Raw genomic sequence first — 18326 nt, forward strand, 5'->3', positions numbered from 1 at the left:
TCCAAAGTGTTAGCAAAAAACCTATTGAAGGAAGTTTAACAATTAATCCAATAAAACCATTGCAGAAGAATTCTGGTCAATCCATATGACTACGGTAGCAGCAGTGACGTTTTATTCAGATAAAGATAGCTGATAGTTATGACGATTGACTTCGTTATTGAATAAAAAGTGTTCGATTTTTTCGAATAAATCTTTTAATAGCATAGCAATTACTATGTGGAAAATTTGTTTATTACAAATGAAATAGTAATAAACAACATGGAGCCGATAGGGCAGACTAATGGAATTAAGTTTAGTATTTTTTTAAAACTACATCAAGTTCTATGTGTAACATATCGCTTAAAAATTGCAAAATACCTCATGAAGCAACCCGTCCTAGATTAGAACGGGTTAGTTTCACGGAAATTATAAAATTAAATAGTTATATTGTCTCTTTATATTACTTCATCTGGTGGTTGTGTCTTTCTCCAGCCATAAAACTGCATGACGTCTTTTGATCATATAAATCATTTCAATTCCCACCTTTCATGTTTTTTAATGAAGAAAATTAATATTGACGAAGACGAATATAATTTTCTACTTTTCTTCGGTTCTCTTCAAAGATTTTTTTCGCATTTTCATTATGAAGTGCTTTCTCAAGAGAGTTCTCACGTTTTGTAATAGTTATCGTGAGAGCAAAAAAGTTTAATATCATTTATGATCACCTCCTTAAATTACCATGAAAAATGAAAAAACCGTAGAGAGACTCCCCCTACGGTGAAAAAAGGCACAAAAATACCGCAGGGGCACACTTCTCCCTGCGGTATGGGTATGCTAAATTACAAAAAACTTAAGCGATCCATTCCGAACTGGTCGAATGTGTGATTTTCATTTTTACTTTAGTTGTGGCTAATAATGACATCAATTTAACGATACGGATCATTTCATTCGACCTCCTTAAGAATTTTATGTTTACTTTGTAAGTATAGCTATATTTAAGGTGTTTGTAAACATCTTTTACTAAGATTTCCTGATTATTGAAGCGAGAGCCGTTTTTGATGTGACAGGTATAAGGGGAAATCCAAATCAAATTCTACTGGGGGATGGCTCCAAAATGAAAAAGCATTAGCAATTCACATTGAATAGGGTATCCCATACATTAATAAGAAGACTAAGTGATATGTATCGTCGGAGCTAAAAGTATGGACACGCACCAACATTTTTAATGTCAACGGACTACGAACAAGTTCGTTTAATCACAGCTCAATTTATCAGATGATGGAAGAAGCGGCAATACTAGTGGAATTGGAGTTACCCTAAACAGTATATGCAATATAAATCTTGCCAATCAAACAAATTCACTACATAATCGAATGCTTCCTATAATTTATCGTAAAAAAGGCGGTTATTCGTTTAAATAATGCTCATTATCGTTAATGTAGATTTATCCAATATTTATTAAATTTATTCATAAAGTGGGAACAATTTAAGTGGTTATGACTATATTTTGACAAAGGTTAAAAAATTGCCAAGGAGTATTTTTCCTTATATTTCAGTTAGTTGGTAGCAACATTAAGGAAATTCGGAAATTGAAAAAATTTATTCAGGAAGAATTGGCCGAAAAATGTGGACCGCAAACTTCATAATGGTTAGAGATTCGTTTCACACTTGCAGAGCTTATATTTGATGAACCTCACCAAACAAGTCTCACAATAGTCCTTATTCTTTGTGTGATACTTTTGTTCTTTATTATACGAAGCATATATAACAATATAAAAAATTATTGTAAATATTCTAGCAAATACAATAAAAACGGAATACTAGGTAAGTGTCTTTATTACTGTTATTGAACGCTACATTCATTAGGAGGAGCATTATTATGGAAGTATACTGGGTTAACGGACAATATCAAGAAGATGAACGGATTTTTGACTCTCAGTTTGAAGTTTATGAATGGACGGACTCATTATATCAAGATTTCTCCAACGGTTTTTTGAGAAAAGAAAATATTGGTTATGCAACTCCTGATGTAAAGGTAATTGATTGTTTAACGAAACTAATACCACAATGGGCGGGATACACAAATGTAAATGTTACAATGCATAGAGATAAGATTGAGGTAGACGGTAAAGATATGTATAGAATTTGGACATCTAGTAGATAAAGTTGTTCAACAACGGGCGCAATTGTTGAACAACTTAGATATTGCTTAATAAGACTCTCTTTTGGTGAACTAATTTTCAGAAGAGAGTCTTTTAATTTATCATGGAATATGGGATTTATGAGATTTTCTAATTAAGTTTTCTACTAAAGCCACAAATTATTCTGATGGATATTCATACGTATTTAGGAGGATGCATACTCTATTCTTGCCACACGCTCATAGGGTCCCATGGCTTGATTCGATCGCCATATTTCCCGGATAAAAAAGCTTTCATGTCTTCCAGTTTGGTAGGAACCTCGTTCCAATTTGGAAGGGATGGCAACCCGCGTTTACTTTTTAAGAGAATATCCACCGTAACATACAAACGTTCTGGCTGAATCCAATGAAGGAAGCGAGAAATATCGATTTCCTTAGTCAGGGACAAGGAATCAATCTCGTCATTGTAATGTTTGTTGAACTCGCTTATCAAGTTCAAGAGGTAGTCTCTCTGTTCCTTCACGAAGTCCAGGCCACATATGGCACCATGTCCTGGAACAACGATTTCAGGTTTAATGTCATCAATAATGCGATCAAGTACTTTTATCCAGTTGAGGGTTCCTTCTTCACTGTATGCCGTACAGCCGTTAAACACGACATCGCCAGCGAACAGCACTTTTTCTTTTGGCATCCACAACAGCAAGTCACTGTCAGAGTGGGCCGGAGCTACATTGTAAATCATAACTTCCGTATCGCCAAGCCGTATGTTGATATCGTCCTTTATCTCAATATTCGGGTGCACCCATTCTACGCCCTCCAGGTCGAAGCCTTCAAATTCCGCTGCAAAGAACTGCTCTCCCTGAGTCGATTCCGGAGAATTCTTCCCTCTTTTGATGACGTTATCCATCCAGCCAATATTTTCAGTAAGACGCTCCCTGGCCGCTTCCTTGTGCATAATAATGCAGGCTTCTTCAAACACTTTGTTCCCCCAGGTATGGTCGCTGTTATAGTGCGAGTTCACTACATAGGCGGGAGAGCCGCCATTGCTTACTTCCTTAAAAGCATCTCGCATTTCTTGCGCATGGAACAGATCAAAGAACGTGTCATACACCAAGCCTTCACCTTTGTTGATAAACCCAGCATTGGCCCAACTAATGCCACGATACGGCGAAATACCAGCAAAGACGCCATCTGCGACTTCAAAAAATTTAACCCGAGGTTTTTGGATAATACTTCTATACTGCATAACAATTCTCCTTTGCATATATGTTTTTTTGAGTTAGTCACACTGACTACATCTTTATTATAGAGAATGGAAAATAAAAAGCAAGCGAGCACTTGCGTGCATTTACTCAATGTAATATGCTAATAACTGAACAACATCACACTACATGGATGGAGGCGCTACAAAGATGAAACTGGTAACCTATCACACTGAAACTTCGAAGGAATATTTTTTTGGGCTTGTCATTAACGAGGAATTTGTCGTGTCTTTTGCCGCAATCATGAAAAAGCAGGGGACATTCGTTGACAGTCTACAAAGTATGGACAGCTATCTACAACATTTGCCGGCAAGCCATACTGCCGCTAAGGAGCTGATGCAATACGCTGTTAGACAGCTGCATCAATTCAATGAAAATGAAATCTGTCCAATTACAGCAGTAAAATTGCTGCCACCTATTTTGAAACCGGCTGCACTTATTGATTTCGGGCTGACGCCAAGACATCTGAAAAACGCTGGCGTAAATCTGCTGCAAAGAGAATACACAGGAGCGGAAAGAGAAGAGTTTATACAAAAAATTGCGGAAAAATTCCAGCAAGAACCGAATAAAGTAACCTTCAGTTATTACAAATGTAACCATAATGCATTGATTGGAGATGGGGCTACAATCCATTGGCCTTCGTATTCTTCTTATCTGGATATCGAACCGGAGCTGGCCTTTGTTACAGGGAAGGGGAACTGTATTGCTGGTTATGTAATTTTTAACGACAGTACTGCTCGCGATGTGCAGTGGCCAGATTTTCAGGCGTTGACCGGACCAACGCGGTGCAAAGATTTTGATAACAGCAAAGGAATAGGACCATTTCTGGTTACACCGGATGAAATCGATAACCCGCTGGCACTGGATGTGGATGTACGAATCGGAGAGAGACTGCACTGGAAGGGAAGCACATCCGAGTATTCCGCGCACCCTGCGAAGGTGATGGAGGAGGTTCTCAAAGTTTTCACGCCGCTCCCGGGCACGATTATAGGAATGGGGACGATACCGGATTGCTGCGCAATCGAGACCGAGCAATGGCTGTTGCCCTCTGACCGAATCCGGATTACGTTCGATAAATTAGGAACGCTCACGCAATTGGTGCCTGATAATGTCAAGATTACGGAAGCAAGTCGCTGGGAAAGAAGAAGTGATTTACCTTAAATAAACGTTTACGAAGATGATGAACCCCCGAACCTATTGTGTATGAATAACTTGTTGTATAATAAGATTTAACATATGCAAAAGGAGTAATACAATGCATACTTCAGACAGAATTATCGAAGCCGCGACACGGCTCATAAAAAAGAATGGCTATCGGGGAGTAAGCACTAAAGCCATTGCAGCGGAAGCTACAGTCAATGAATCTACAATTTTCCGGAATTTTGGAAGCAAGCAAGGCATACTGGAAGCCATCATTGAAAGGCATTCGGATATCCCGCAATTTGAGAAGCTTCTAATGGAGGAAGCGACCGATAATCCGGAAGTTGATCTGCTGAATGTAAGCCAGCAGTACCGCTTGTTTTTCCATAAAAATACGGATATTATTTTGATTGGCATACGCGAAAAAGGAATATTTCCTGAATTAGACAGAGTGCTGGCTGAGCCGCCGGTGAAGCTGCACTCTTTGCTGGTTGAATATTTCGAACGACTACAGAGGAAAAAAGTCATACCGAGTCAGGATGCGCGCCTTGCCGCCATGTCTTTTCTCTCGACGTGCTACGGCTTTCAGATGAGCGAGCTGATTCACCAGCAATATCAGTCTCAATTCGTCACCGAGGAAGAGTTCTATAAGTACATTGTCTCATCGTTCGTAAAAGCTATATTGTCTTAGTCATAAAAAACCTGTAGCAGTTTATACGAATCTCTTATGGGTATGCTTCACTCGATGAAATAAAAAAAGGTATATTCCAATTAAGTGAAATTATTAAAATTCAATAGGTATAATATTTTAATTATCTAATGTATTAAAGAATTTTCTGAAGTCGAAATATATTTACATTATAAAAACTCATAAGACAAATTTTAACTTCTTTGGTTGAAAAACAGGGAAATGCACCATATCAATTCAACGTCGATAGTTAGTTTCATTGTAGAAATGAGGTGAATGTGTTAAGTAACAATAAAATCATAAAAATTATTAAAGTTATTTATTCAACAAAAGGGCCAATTAATGGAGTAACCTATTTTACGAAAATGGTTATAGTGAAGAGTTTGTGAGGTGTTGCACTTAAACTACCGTGGTATATAGCTACATCAGTTATAAAATGAAAAGAATTAAAGAAGTGAAAAAGCATACAGGGAACAGTTTACCCTTGAATGCTTTTTCACTTCTTTTATTTAGAGTGGATTTCCTGTATGCGTCCAACCTGTCCATCTGTTAGCCTAACTTTAATACCGTGGGGAAGGGTGCCTGATTTGTTAAAAATATCTTAAATGATATCTCTGGTAATTGTCCCTTTTTCCAACCTTTTTTAACAATATTAACAGCTTTTCCTGTTATATGTCTTTCCGATATTGTCCGTATATTAGACACCCATTTTTCTACGGGTATTGCTTGTTTTTTTCGTTTGCTGGCTTTTCATTTTTTTTGTTGAAAGGTCGTGATTCATTTTTCCTTGATTAGCAGAGGAACGGTTCTTTTTGTTTTCAAGCTGCTGTTTCACTGCCTCTTGCAGGCTGATCTTTTTTTGGGGTACTTCAGTTTGATTATTCTCGGTCATAGGAAATGCTCCTTTTTGAATATGTTATTTAGTCCAGTATAATCTATTTTTTATTATTTGTGAAACTTTCCCCTTTAACTTACAACAAGTGAAGACGCTTTTTTACTAACGGTGCAGTTTAATGGAATAATTAATATGGGATATTTCGGTAATTCAAGGGTGTAAAGGGGAAATCTAAATGGTTGAAAAAGAAATTTTCAAATTGGGTAAATATCTGTTGCAATTCAAAACATTAAATCATAATATAAGCATATAGTTATATATGTATCAAATCACCTTTCTTTAACGAGGTGATTTATTTAAATCAATATATAAGCAAATGATTATATAAGGAGTGCAGATAAATGGAAAACACACTAATTGAAAAACAACTAAAAGCAGCAGCTGATTTAAATCGTATTAAATTACTTGCATGCATGAAAAATGGGGAGGTATGTGTATGTGATTTTGTGGATGTGCTAGGAATATCGCAACCAGCAGTTAGTCAACATCTACGAAAATTGAAGGAGGCAGGCATTATTACGGAACGAAAAGTAGGGACTTGGAAACATTACCGTTTAGTAGAGGATCAAACACCACTGATGGAGGGTGTTTTAGAACAAATTCAACCTTTAAATTGGTGCAACTGTGGGACAGATTGCTGCCATGTAGGGGGAACTGATAATGAGTAATGAGTCTTTAACCAAACAACTTTCTTTTCTAGATCGTTACCTTACACTTTGGATATTTGTTGCAATGGGAATAGGCGTCTTATTAAGTATTTCGATGCCCAATATTGGTGAAGCATTAGAGTCCATGTCTATTGGCACAACGTCCATACCGATTGCTATAGGGTTAATTGTTATGATGTACCCACCATTAGCGAAAGTAAAGTATGAAGAAATGTGGCGAGTGTTTAAGGATTGGAAAGTGCTTTTGCTATCCCTTTTTCAAAACTGGTTACTCGGTCCGTTCTTAATGTTCTTTTTAGCTATCATCTTTCTGCACGATTATCCTGAATACATGGCTGGGCTCATTATGATCGGTTTAGCTCGATGTATTGCCATGGTGATTGTGTGGAATGATTTAGCGCGTGGGGACAGGGAATATGTAGCTGGGTTAGTTGCCTTTAACTCCATCTTTCAAATCGTGACGTATTCGATCTTTGCATACTTTTTCTTAAATGTATTACCGGGTTGGTTTGGTTTAGAGAATTTCCATGTATCCATTTCAATGTGGGAAATTACAAAGAGCGTACTTATTTTCTTAGGTATACCTTTTGCTGCAGGATTTCTCACACGTTGGATAGGGATTAAAGCCAAAGGTAAACAATGGTATGAGGAAAAGTTCTTACCGAAGATTTCACCACTGACTCTAATTGCACTGTTGTTCACGATTGTGATGATGTTTGCTTTAAAAGGTGAGCAATTAGTTGAACTACCACTTGATGTGGTCCGAATTGCGATCCCATTATTTATTTACTTTGTGGTGATGTTTGCTGTTTCATTCTTCTCTTCTCGTAAAGCAGGTGCATCTTATCCTGTCACAGCAGCTCTTTCTTTTACAGCTGCAAGTAACAACTTTGAACTAGCGATTGCTGTGTCAGTTGGGGTGTTTGGCCTGCATAGTGGAGTAGCATTCGCTGCTGTTATTGGTCCACTTGTAGAAGTACCTGTACTCATAGGACTTGTATGGGTTGCCTTACGTTGGCAGAAAAAATACTTTAAAACTATTAAATAGGGAACTATATTATGACACACACACTTTACTTCTTGTGTACTGGAACTCATACAGTAGTCAGGTGGCTAAAGGATAGGCAAATAAATTAATACCTACAAAATGGACAGTTAAAAGTGCAGGCATAGAAGCGCATGGAGTAAATACGAATGCCATTAAAGTAATGGCAGAGGTAGAAATTGATACTTTAAATCATACATCAGATTTAATTGATTTTGAGATATTAAACAAAACCACACTAGTAGTTACCTTATGCGGGGTTCGAAGATCAAACGAAAGCAACTGGTACAGACGAAGAAAAATCGACTGTATTTCAAAATGCACCTGATGTAATAGGCAAACGAAATGAGCAATTTGTACCAGTAATACTGTCTGTTAGAAATTATTCAGACCATTGAATGGAGGATTAAAAATGACAGTAAATCATACTAGACATATTAACTCAAGATACTCATTAAATCAGGCTAAAGAGTTTGCTTTTTATTTCTTCTATAAAGGAGAGATGGATCGTTTCGGGATTTGGATATGATTGCAATTTGAAAATGCTAGAAAAAATGATCAAATAATATGTGAAATTGAAATGTGTTAATTACATGCAAAGATTAAACGTCTAGCTACCTGCTAGACGTAAAAAATACATTTTATATAAGGAAATGCTTATATAAAGATAAAAGTGGAGAAGTGAATGATGAAAACACTAAAAATAATCAACCAAAATGAATCTTGTTGTCCTACTACTAAGGAAATTAAAGTACAGGAGAGTATTAATAACCCTAATAAGAATTTACCGATTGTCATAATGGGCGCAGGCCCCATTGGATTAGCTGCAGCTGCTCATTTAGTGGAACACAAGCAAGCCTTTATTTTATTAGAAGCTGGGCATGAAGTAGCGCACAATATTCATACTTGGGGGCATGTTACATTATTTTCACCATGGCGATATAACATCAATAAAGCTGCTAAGGCTTTATTAGATACCTCCTATTGGGAAGAACCTAATTTAGATACGTTACCGACAGGACATGAATTAATTGATCTATATTTAAAACCATTGTCTAATCTAATGCAAATAAAGCCTCACATTCAGTTGAACTCAAAAGTGGTAGGGATTTCACGACAATTGAATGATAAGATGAAGACAAAAAATCGTGTAGAACAGTCCTTTATTATTTATATTGAACAAGAGAATGACATCCGTGTGATTGAGGCGAGAGCTATTATTGATGCGACGGGTACATGGGGAAATCCCAACCCAGCAAATTCTACAGGTATATGGCTCCAAAATGAAAAAGCATTAGCAAATCACATTCAGTATGGTATCCCAGACATAAATATGAATACTAAGCGATATGCCAATAAGAAAATTGCAGTTATTGGTGGTGGCCATTCGGCTATTAATACCTTATTGGCACTTGCGGAATTACAAGAAGAGAATCCTGCAACAAAGCTAGTGTGGATTATGCGTAAAAAATCTGTTGAAGAAGCTTATGGTGGCGAAGAAAAAGATGCATTAGCAGCACGTGGCGCACTCGGTGTTCACATTCACGAATTAGTAGATACTGGTAAGGTTGAAGTAATAACACCTTTCTATATCTCACAGGTGAAGAAAGATGAGAACATTCATATTGTAGGTATTATAAACGGAGAACAAAAAGTATTAACAGGTTTTGATGAGCTTATTGTAAATGCGGGAAATAGACCAGACCTATCAATTAACAGTGAATTACGCCTTTCGATTGATTCAGCAACTGAAAGTGTGCATGCATTAGCGCCATTAATTGATCCAAATGTGCATAGTTGTGGCACAGTAAGAGCGCATGGAGAAGAGATTCTACGCCAACCAGAAAAGAACTTCTATATAGTCGGAGCTAAAAGCTATGGACGCGCACCAACATTTTTAATGGCAACTGGCTACGAACAAGTTCGTTCAATAACGGCTTATTTATCTGATGATGAAGAAGCGTCAAAACGTGTGGAATTGGAATTACCTGAAACAGGTGTATGCGGTATAAATCTTGCCAATCAAACCAATTCATGTTGTTAAAAATTTGACTGTTAGCGAAAGCTAGCAGTCCTTTTAAAAACTAAGGAGAGAAATGGGATGGACACACAGTTCTTGTCCATATACAACAACAACTCATGGGTAGTTTACAAAGGATAAAAAATTGATTTGGAATATTCCTCCTTATCAACTTTTTTATTATCATGAAATGATTTTGTGGGATAGTTTAGTCAAATTAGTTGGTAGCTACATAAAGAAAAAGATTTTGAGAGGTAATTGTTTTGTTTGCTCGATCACTTCAATGCTTGGATTACCAAAAACGTAATATCCATTTTCTTTATAGTCATTTTCCCAAAACAGTTGCATAGTATAACCTCTTTTCTTAATTAACTGCAAACTCTCTTAGCAAAGAAATTAAAACATGGTAAAATACAGATTGGTATATATTTGGTAAATGAAGTGATGAACTATATTCAAAAATCTAATGTAAGGAGCGAAAATACATATGGCAAGGAAGAGAAAAACGTTACCTAAAAATTTTAATGAACTAATTGAAGCAGGTGATATTACGGCATTACAAGAGGTATTTACAAAGTGCGAGCTAGATGCAAATGGTGGTTATAGTAAAACAACAGCCTTAAGCTTTTTCAATGTACCGGATGAATTGGTTCGCTGGCTCGTGGAACAGGGGGCAAATATAAATGCGAGAGACAATTACAAAAGATCGGCTTTACATAATCAAGCAATAAGCTGGCGGGGGAATATTGAATTACTTCTTGAGTTAGATGCAGATATAGAAGCCTTGGATTATCAAAACGAAACACCTTTATTTGCTGCGGCCTCTTTTTTTAAACCAAATGCGGTGCGCACATTGGTTTCTAAAGGAGCAAATATAAGCGCGGTAAATATGATGAATGAGACCCCTTTGGACAAAGCTTTAGCAGTATGTAGAAATATAAATATTGTTGATCTAGTGAAAGTATCTGAGATTTTTCTGAGCGCAGGTATAGCTGTAACGCCGGAAATGAAAAATTCTATTAAGCGAATTGGGAAAGACTTTGAATTTCACAGAGAAGGTTTTAATAAAGAATATTTGAACGAAACGGATGAGGCACTTTCCCGTCTTTATAAGCTATTTGATGTTCCACCAGTAGAGAAGCGAAAAACGCATGATGGTACGTCTCCAATAACAGTATGTACAAAGGGCTGGCAGGCTCAACATAATGAACTTTGGGATTTACTAATTCCTTCGCAAGGACATGCGCAAACTGTACAAGGAGAGGTTATTCGTATTACTGGTAAAGTCTCATACGAAATTTTAGATAACGGCGGCATCAACTGGGATAATGATTTTCGTAAAATGCTCAAAAGTTTGAACCATTACATTAGCTTAGGTACCCCATTACATCCTGCTGAACTTCAGGAGTCTATCATTTTAGTGAAAGAGCTTCACAATGGTGATGGAGGTGAGGAACCTGCGAGACTATGCGAGTTGGCAGTGCAATGGGTACTTAACAATCCGAATCCGATTATTTTAGAACAGCCCGAATATAAGCGCTAACATAATTAATGAATCCAATAAGCATTTTTATAAACAATACCATCCCCTTTTCTAAGCACTCAACGCTAAGAAAAGGGGATAGTATGCCGTAAGTGTTGCAACATAAGTGGGTAGGTGAGAGACCTGCCTTTTTTGATACTATATCTTAACAAAGGATAAAAAGTTGATATGGAGTATTTCTCCTTTCAACTTTTTATTATCATGAAATTATTTTGTGGATGGTTTAGTCAAATTAGTTGGTAGCTACATCAAATTTAAATATCGATAATAAGTTGAGTATGATCTTGCAAAATCTAACAGAAGACAAAGTGAAACCGAAATACGGATAGTATTATATATGAGTTATTTAATACATACAAATATTGTAGGTATAAGGAAAAGCTGAAGTCTATAGTTGTAGAAAATCAATGAGGTATTCATCCTGTATTATGTAAAATATTATGTGCTGAGAGAGCGATCGAGATGGGCAAGGGTACATATTGAATCTCGGTATGTTACATAACGTCAAGAGCAACCTCTCTTCGGAGCTTAACATTTTTCTCATTATTTCGTTATGCTGATAATAAAGACCACTAGAGAATAGTTCTGTAGTTACATTTCAAAAATATATGAACCTAGCGTTAAAACCCAAGTAAAGAATTGCAAGCAATCCCAAACAGTTTTGGGGTTCAGTTCAACTTTGTTCAAAATGAGATTAATTTTTAGCAGTAAAATCAATTAAAGTATAGCTTTTTTGATCAATTTTTTTATTAAACTAACAAAAATACTTGCAACACCTATTATAGTACTGTACAGTACTAATTATGACAAAGGTAAAATTAATGAATCAAAAACGTGTGATTGAAGTAGCTGCAACATTATTTTTAGAAAAAGGGTTTGCTTATACAAGCATGGATGAATTAGTTCGTGTAAGTAAAGTTTCAAAGTCTAATGTGTATTATCACTTCTCTAATAAGGAAGAATTGTTAGAAGGGGTCGTTGATTATTGGATTGAAATGTATCAATCTGCAATTGATGATTTACTATCGCAAAACCAATTATTAGTTGAAGATCGTATCCAACTGTTTTTAAAGCAATTATCACAAGGAGTTCAGACGAGAGAATATAAGGGGAGCTGTCCATTTATTACGCTTTATATTCAAAGCCCTACAAATGCCACAAAAGTAAAAGAAAAAATAGGTCTTTTCTTTATAGGATTACAAACGAAAGTTTCTCTATTACTTAAACAAGGAGTAGAGAATGGTGAATTTAGAAAGACAATTAATATTGACGAGGTTGCATCTCTTTTTATTACAAATCTTGAAGGAGCGCTATTTATTTCAGAGACACTGAAGGATGCAACTGTAATCATGAAAACAGCAGATCATTTTTTTAACTTGCTTCGATAAAAGAAGCATTTTTTTTACATCAAATTAGTACTGAATAGTACTAAAAGGAGGATTTATATGAGAACAGTATTTTTAACAGGTGGAACAGGCTTTATTGGAAAGCAATTAGTGAAGGAATTAGCCAAAGAAGAGCATGTTACAATTCTTCTATTAGTGAGATCGAAAAGTAAAGCAACACGCATTTTTCAAGAAAAAGGCATCTTAAAAGAGGGAGTTATGCACTTTATTGAAGGTGATTTGACGAAAATAGACTTAGGTCTAAGTGCTGAAGATAAGGAGTTGGTATTGAAAACGGATGTGATTATTCACGCAGGTGGCCCCATGGATATTCAAGCGACAAGCAAGGAGGCAGCTTCCGTATTTTTGAATGGTGCCCAACATATTAGTGAATTCGCTAAAAATATTCATCAATTGAAGGGATTGCAACAATTTATTCATGTAGTAGGCTATATGAGTCCCTTTGATGATAAAAATAGCAAGATTGCGATAGATGTGTTTAAAGAAGGAAACAATTTTTTGAAAATAAAAAATCCATATGAGAAAACAAAGTTTTTAGCAGATCTTTATATCCGTCAGCAGGCATCAACAGTAGGTTATCCGCTTTCAGTAATTAATCCACCAACTGTAGTTGGTAGTAGTAAAACAGGGAGTACGGAGCAAACAGGAGGCTTAGGCTTGCTTGTGATGAGTATGCGAAAAGGGCTCATGCCAGTGATTCCTGGAGGTAAGGAATATAGATTACCACTTATTGCAAACGATGAACTAGCAAAGTTTATTGTGCAGGTTTTCAGATTGGAGCAACCAACTATACAAACATATACACTTGTTGAAGATAAAGAACAAGATCAAAATATTTCAGAATTATTAGATGCTATGTCAGAAAGTATGAATATGACTGCACCTAAAATTTCTGCCCCATTGCCATTTATGAAAGCACTTATGAATAGTGGCGTAAGCAAAATAACCCAAATTCCTGCTGATGGGCTGAACTTTATTACAAATCGAACTTTTTCAAATGGTTCAGCGAAAAAGATTATGGGAGAAGATTGGTTTAAGGAGACAAATGTAATGAAATTTGTTCCAGCCGTAGTAGCTGATCTGGATTATCGCATGATGTATAAAAATGGTCAGGACAGTCAATTATTTAAACGAACATTATGTAATAATACTACCATTTACCAATCACAAGGAGAGGGTAAACCGTTTATTTTATTACATGGTTTATTAAGTGATGGAGAGGATTTATTTCCTTTAGGGAAAGAGCTTCATGAAAAAACGGGTCGACCTGTATGGATCATGGACCTTCCAGGTTTGGGACGTTCTCCTTTTAAACGAGAGAAAAATCTTTTAAATATCTATTTGAATGTAGTGAAAAAGTTATTGGAGAAAGCTACTAATGGTGCCCATCTAATTGGCCATTCATTTGGTGCGTATATTCTTTTGGAAGCATTAATACAAAAGTACATAGATAAGAAGTATACAATTACTTTACTTCAGCCACCTGTTGCTAAAAAAAATGCTAACTCGATAAATTTTCCTCAATTTATGAACAAATGGACATTGAAATTGGCTACTACTAATTTGATAGAGCGTTATTTATTAAGTAATGGTTTATTTGAAAATACGGAGAGTATCCCTAAACATTATATTGAAAAAATAAGTAAAAGTTTTACTTCTCCTAGAATTTTAAATACTACGGTTCAGCTTAATAGTTTACTTTTGAAAAACGTTCAGGCTGATTTCAATGAAGTAACAAAGTATAATCTTCGCATTATTTGGGGGAATTATGACAGAGGCTATTCTGCTCCTTCGCACCTGGGTAAGGTTGATTTTGTCCCATATGGTCATCATTTTCCTCTTAACCATCCGAGTGAAACAGCTAATTTGGTAATAAAATAGTAGTACTAGCAAATGAGAGTGTGGGACAAATAAAAAGCGTGGAGTAAGATCGTGCAAAAAAAAGATGAGATCTTGTCTCAAGTGTCCGAAACTATCTGACATTTAAGAAAAAGAACGTCAATTAATTTAAGTAACATCCAATAGTTTAATAGTAATCAGGAACAAAAAATAAAATTAATAAAGACACCTAGGATTAACTAGGTGTCTTGGATTCTGTCTAAATAATATAGACTTTAAATGTGTGAAAATCGCCTAATTTTAATGGATTTTTATGGTAAGACTATACTTAATTTTTTGGTGTGTATGGATGTTCTTATCTAAAATGAAAATAAATCAAGATATACGAGAGGGTGTCAGGAAGTCCATATACAGCTGAGATGGAAACTTTTCGTATCCAAGCCTTCCTCCACGCCAAATAATTTTAGTTTACATAATATAAATACCTTGGTCACTACTTTCTTATTATTAAAAGCTTCCTATAATTTTTCGTTCAAAAGGGAATTATTCGTTTAAATAAACTAATTATCGTTTAATCTAGATCCTCCTTAAGACGAATAAAATATTCATCGTAACAATTAATTGCACTTCCAATTGTCAGACAATAATCTAATCTAAGCCAACAGATGCAGCAGAGAAGCGCTAGAAGAGTTAGGTGTAAAGGTAATAAGGGTCAAGGATTGTAACGCAGAAGTTAAATTTAATGGCAATCAATATTTTTTCATAGCGGAAATAATTGAAGTGGATTTTGGAACTGGGTCTTTATTCTTTATCTGAGAATAGAAATTATAAAAGGGGTCACTGAGTTAAACTGACCCTGAATGAGGGAAGATGTGACGGTCAACCAAAATCTGATTGACGAGATTTCTAATAAGGAGCTTGCTACTAAGGATTTGAATTAAAAAATAATAAGGTAGATTTTTTTTGTGACATTCGTGTAACAAACCGATATTACACTTGGTATGGAGGTGTGTTACATGAAAAAAATTCTATCAATCATGTTAATTGCTGCAATATTAACAAGCGTTCTTACGGGATGTAAGAAAGAAAAAATTAATACAGGTATAGAGAGTAAGCCACAAATAAATAATTTAGACTTTAACTTTAGTGTGGATCCTGAGACACTTGCGCTTGAGGTGGAATCCAATGGAATTACTGAGAAATTATCTGAACCATTGGGGAAAATGAAAGTTTCAAATTTAAAAGACAGTGGAGATAACATTAGCTGGACCTATTCAGAACAGGGAATTAAGGTGGATATCGAAAAAAAAGATAAGTATGTTGATGTAACCATAAAATCCAGCAAGGATGAAGACAACATGTTTGCATGGCCAAAAGTGAAAGGTGACGGATATATGCTCCCATTTAATCAAGGGAAGTATATTCCAAGCAATGATTCAATTTGGAAAAATTACTTAAGTGAAGAAAAAATGAAGGTAATTGAGGCTTTATCTATGCAATTTTTTGCAGTTGATAAAAGTGGGTATTCACTAGTATATATAATTAAAAACCCTTATAATAGTGAAATTGTTTATCATACAGAAAACGATATTGAGTTTACTTTTAATCATGAGTTTCCAACTATTAATAAAGAGAAGGAATATGGTTTCAGAATATATTTAACGAAAAAAAATCCAGTAGATGTTGCAAAAACCTATAAAAATTATTTAATTGAACAGGGGGACTTCAAAAGCTTGGCGGATAAGGCTAAAGAAAATAGTAATATCGAAAAGCTTTATGGAGCACCTCATGCTTATTTTTGGGACAGAACTGTGATTTCAGAAGAAAATATTAAATGGGCAAAGCTGAGAGACATTTTTCCCGAAAAACTGAAATTATGGATTCAGGGGCTATTAACTACTAATGTTGAGGATGGATCAGAGCTTTCATCAGCTTTTGAAGATTTAAAAAGCTTAGATTATGTAGATAAATACAATAAGAAAAGAATAATAAAATCCTTAAGTGCAGTAATGCAACTAAATGAATTCTATAATCCGGAAGTATTTACTGAAACAGATAAAGATACTCAGAGGCTGTTAAACAAAGGAATAGAAAAATTAAATCCCGTTGAATTAATTGACCTAAATAAGAGATTATTAAAAAGCATACTTGGAGATGTAGTTGACCCAATAAAGAAGTGGGCAGATGCTAATACTGTAGATGTGATAAAGGACATGAAGGATTCTGGGCTAGAACATATGTGGATCGGCTTGGATGATTGGCAGGAAGGATTCATTAAACCTGAGTTAGTAAAAGATGCAGAAGAATTCGGCTTTCTATTTGGTACCTATGATTCATATCATTCTATCCATGAACCAGGTAAAGAGAAGTGGGAAACTGCTAAGTTTAAGGATGCTTCACTTTACGAGAATGCAACTGTAACAAATAAAAATGGAGAAAAGATTGAAGGATTCCAAGGTGCAGGTAGAAAGTTGAATCCGACGCTTGCAATGCCTAGTGTAAAAGAAAGAGTAACTTCGATTTTAAATACCGGCTTAGCATTTAACTCATGGTTTTTAGACACAGATGGCACTGGAGAAATCTTCGATGACTATTCGCCAGAACATATTACTACTGAAAAGGAAGATATCCAGGCTAGGATTAAGAGAATGGAGTATCTGCAAAAAGAATGGGATATGGTAGTAGGCACTGAGGGCGGAAATGATTTTGCTAGCAAATCTATTGCCTTTGCACATGGAATAGAAACGCCATCATTTTCTTGGATGGACGAGGATATGGCAAAAAACAAACAAAGTGAGTATTACGTAGGGAGATACTATTCGAGTAATGGTGGAGTTCCCGAAATGTTTTCTAAACAAATACCACTAAAGGATAAGTACAAGAAGTTATTTTTGGATTCAAACTACACGATTCCATTGTATAAGTTGGTTTACAACGATTCAGTGATCACAACTCATTGGTGGGGATGGGGAACCTTAAAATTTAAAGACGAAATAACAAATAGAATGTTGTATGAGATACTTTATAATGTTCCTCCTTTATATCATATAGATAAACACGAGTGGGAAAAACATAAAGAAACAATTGTAAGGCATTCAAGGGTATGGTCATATTTTAGCAAAAAAGCAATAACGAAAGAAATGACAGATTTTAAAATTATATCAGATGATAGACTCGTTCAAATGACTGAATATGGTGAAGCATTAAGAGTAGTCGCAAATTTTTCAGAAGATGAATTTAACTATCAAGGCAAGACAATACCTGGAAAATCGGTGTTAATTATTGATGGAAATAGTAATACTATCTATTCACCGGAAAAATAAGCGTGAAATTCGCAATAGTATAACTGCTAATAATTTTCCTTGAGATAATCTTCAGAGAGGCTAAATCTGAACGCTAAGGAATAAGTTTACAAGAAGACATAGAAGTAGCTTATCCATTGTGGGGGTTCATTGAAAAAAGGATTAAAAAAGTAATATTTACGTATGCTGCAGTTAGCGTAAAAGTATTAGAAAAAAGGTGAAGTTTACGTTTTAAAAAGTACCCTATAAGATAGACACTTTCAAAGAGGTCATCTTAGAGGGTATTTTTGTTTATGTTGTAGAAGAAACGCTGAAGTATGAACTTTCTCACAGCAAGAGCTTCGTTGGCTATTAGAACGACTATCAATTCAGCAGCCAAAGGCAATTGTGAAATCTGCA

At 35.5% G+C, this 18326-nt stretch carries 13 protein-coding genes and 1 pseudogene; 11 read left to right on the plus strand and 3 right to left on the minus strand.

All coding sequences use genetic code 11. From position 1 onward, the window contains the following. Positions 1 to 547: 547 nt before the first annotated feature. Positions 548 to 694 (minus strand): YrzI family small protein, encoded by a 147-nt coding sequence (locus MKY80_RS11340; RefSeq protein ID WP_008177535.1) that lies wholly within the window; start codon positions 692 to 694, stop codon positions 548 to 550. Positions 695 to 1858: 1164 nt separating this feature from the next. On the opposite strand from MKY80_RS11340, the gene MKY80_RS11345 reads away from it, so the two are divergent. Then, complete coding sequence (locus MKY80_RS11345; RefSeq protein WP_008177533.1) at positions 1859 to 2143, plus strand: hypothetical protein; 285 nt, start codon at positions 1859 to 1861, stop codon at positions 2141 to 2143. 199 nt (positions 2144 to 2342) lie between these two features. Here the strand turns inward: MKY80_RS11345 and MKY80_RS11350 are convergent, their stop codons facing one another. Further along, complete coding sequence (locus MKY80_RS11350; RefSeq protein WP_043990343.1) at positions 2343 to 3365, minus strand: MBL fold metallo-hydrolase; 1023 nt, start codon at positions 3363 to 3365, stop codon at positions 2343 to 2345. Positions 3366 to 3531: 166 nt separating this feature from the next. Between MKY80_RS11350 and MKY80_RS11355 the strand changes: the two genes are divergently transcribed. Both MKY80_RS11355 and MKY80_RS11360 read left to right on the plus strand, forming a co-directional pair. Continuing rightward, complete coding sequence (locus tag MKY80_RS11355; protein WP_043990342.1) at positions 3532 to 4542, plus strand: fumarylacetoacetate hydrolase family protein; 1011 nt, start codon at positions 3532 to 3534, stop codon at positions 4540 to 4542. Between the two features lie 94 nt (positions 4543 to 4636). Then, positions 4637 to 5212 carry a TetR/AcrR family transcriptional regulator gene (locus MKY80_RS11360; protein ID WP_090001475.1) on the plus strand — a complete coding sequence of 192 codons (576 nt, stop codon included), beginning with the start codon at positions 4637 to 4639 and terminating at the stop codon, positions 5210 to 5212. Positions 5213 to 5906: 694 nt separating this feature from the next. Here the strand turns inward: MKY80_RS11360 and MKY80_RS11365 are convergent. Continuing rightward, entirely contained in the window at positions 5907 to 6101 is a 195-nt protein-coding gene (locus MKY80_RS11365; RefSeq protein WP_008177524.1) for a hypothetical protein, read from the minus strand. Between the two features lie 344 nt (positions 6102 to 6445). Between MKY80_RS11365 and MKY80_RS11370 the strand changes: the two genes are divergently transcribed. The 8 genes and pseudogenes from MKY80_RS11370 (at position 6446) to MKY80_RS11405 (ending at position 17948) form a co-directional block, all read left to right on the plus strand. Continuing rightward, on the plus strand, positions 6446 to 6772 hold the full coding sequence (locus tag MKY80_RS11370; RefSeq protein ID WP_008177521.1) for a metalloregulator ArsR/SmtB family transcription factor: 327 nt from the start codon (positions 6446 to 6448) through the stop codon (positions 6770 to 6772). Continuing rightward, positions 6765 to 7820 (plus strand): ACR3 family arsenite efflux transporter, encoded by a 1056-nt coding sequence (arsB, locus tag MKY80_RS11375; protein ID WP_008177518.1) that lies wholly within the window; start codon positions 6765 to 6767, stop codon positions 7818 to 7820. The genes MKY80_RS11370 and arsB overlap by 8 nt, the downstream gene beginning before the upstream one ends. Before the next feature lie 11 nt (positions 7821 to 7831). Beyond that, positions 7832 to 8215, plus strand: a pseudogene (locus MKY80_RS11380) (arsenate reductase). 290 nt (positions 8216 to 8505) lie between these two features. Next, on the plus strand, positions 8506 to 9861 hold the full coding sequence (locus MKY80_RS11385) for an NAD(P)-binding domain-containing protein (protein WP_342533037.1): 1356 nt from the start codon (positions 8506 to 8508) through the stop codon (positions 9859 to 9861). Positions 9862 to 10324: 463 nt separating this feature from the next. Then, positions 10325 to 11380 carry an ankyrin repeat domain-containing protein gene (locus MKY80_RS11390; protein WP_342532974.1) on the plus strand — a complete coding sequence of 352 codons (1056 nt, stop codon included), beginning with the start codon at positions 10325 to 10327 and terminating at the stop codon, positions 11378 to 11380. Positions 11381 to 12201: 821 nt separating this feature from the next. Next, positions 12202 to 12768, plus strand: coding sequence for a TetR/AcrR family transcriptional regulator (locus MKY80_RS11395; RefSeq protein WP_239354587.1), 567 nt, complete (start codon positions 12202 to 12204; stop codon positions 12766 to 12768). 57 nt (positions 12769 to 12825) lie between these two features. Beyond that, on the plus strand, positions 12826 to 14667 hold the full coding sequence (locus MKY80_RS11400) for an alpha/beta fold hydrolase (protein ID WP_342532976.1): 1842 nt from the start codon (positions 12826 to 12828) through the stop codon (positions 14665 to 14667). A gap of 974 nt (positions 14668 to 15641) precedes the next feature. Continuing rightward, positions 15642 to 17948 (plus strand): glycoside hydrolase, encoded by a 2307-nt coding sequence (locus MKY80_RS11405; protein ID WP_090001463.1) that lies wholly within the window; start codon positions 15642 to 15644, stop codon positions 17946 to 17948. The last annotated feature ends 378 nt before the right edge of the window (positions 17949 to 18326 follow it).

The organism is Lysinibacillus sp. FSL R5-0849 (assembly GCF_038595075.1).
Taxonomy (GTDB): domain Bacteria; phylum Bacillota; class Bacilli; order Bacillales_A; family Planococcaceae; genus Lysinibacillus; species Lysinibacillus fusiformis.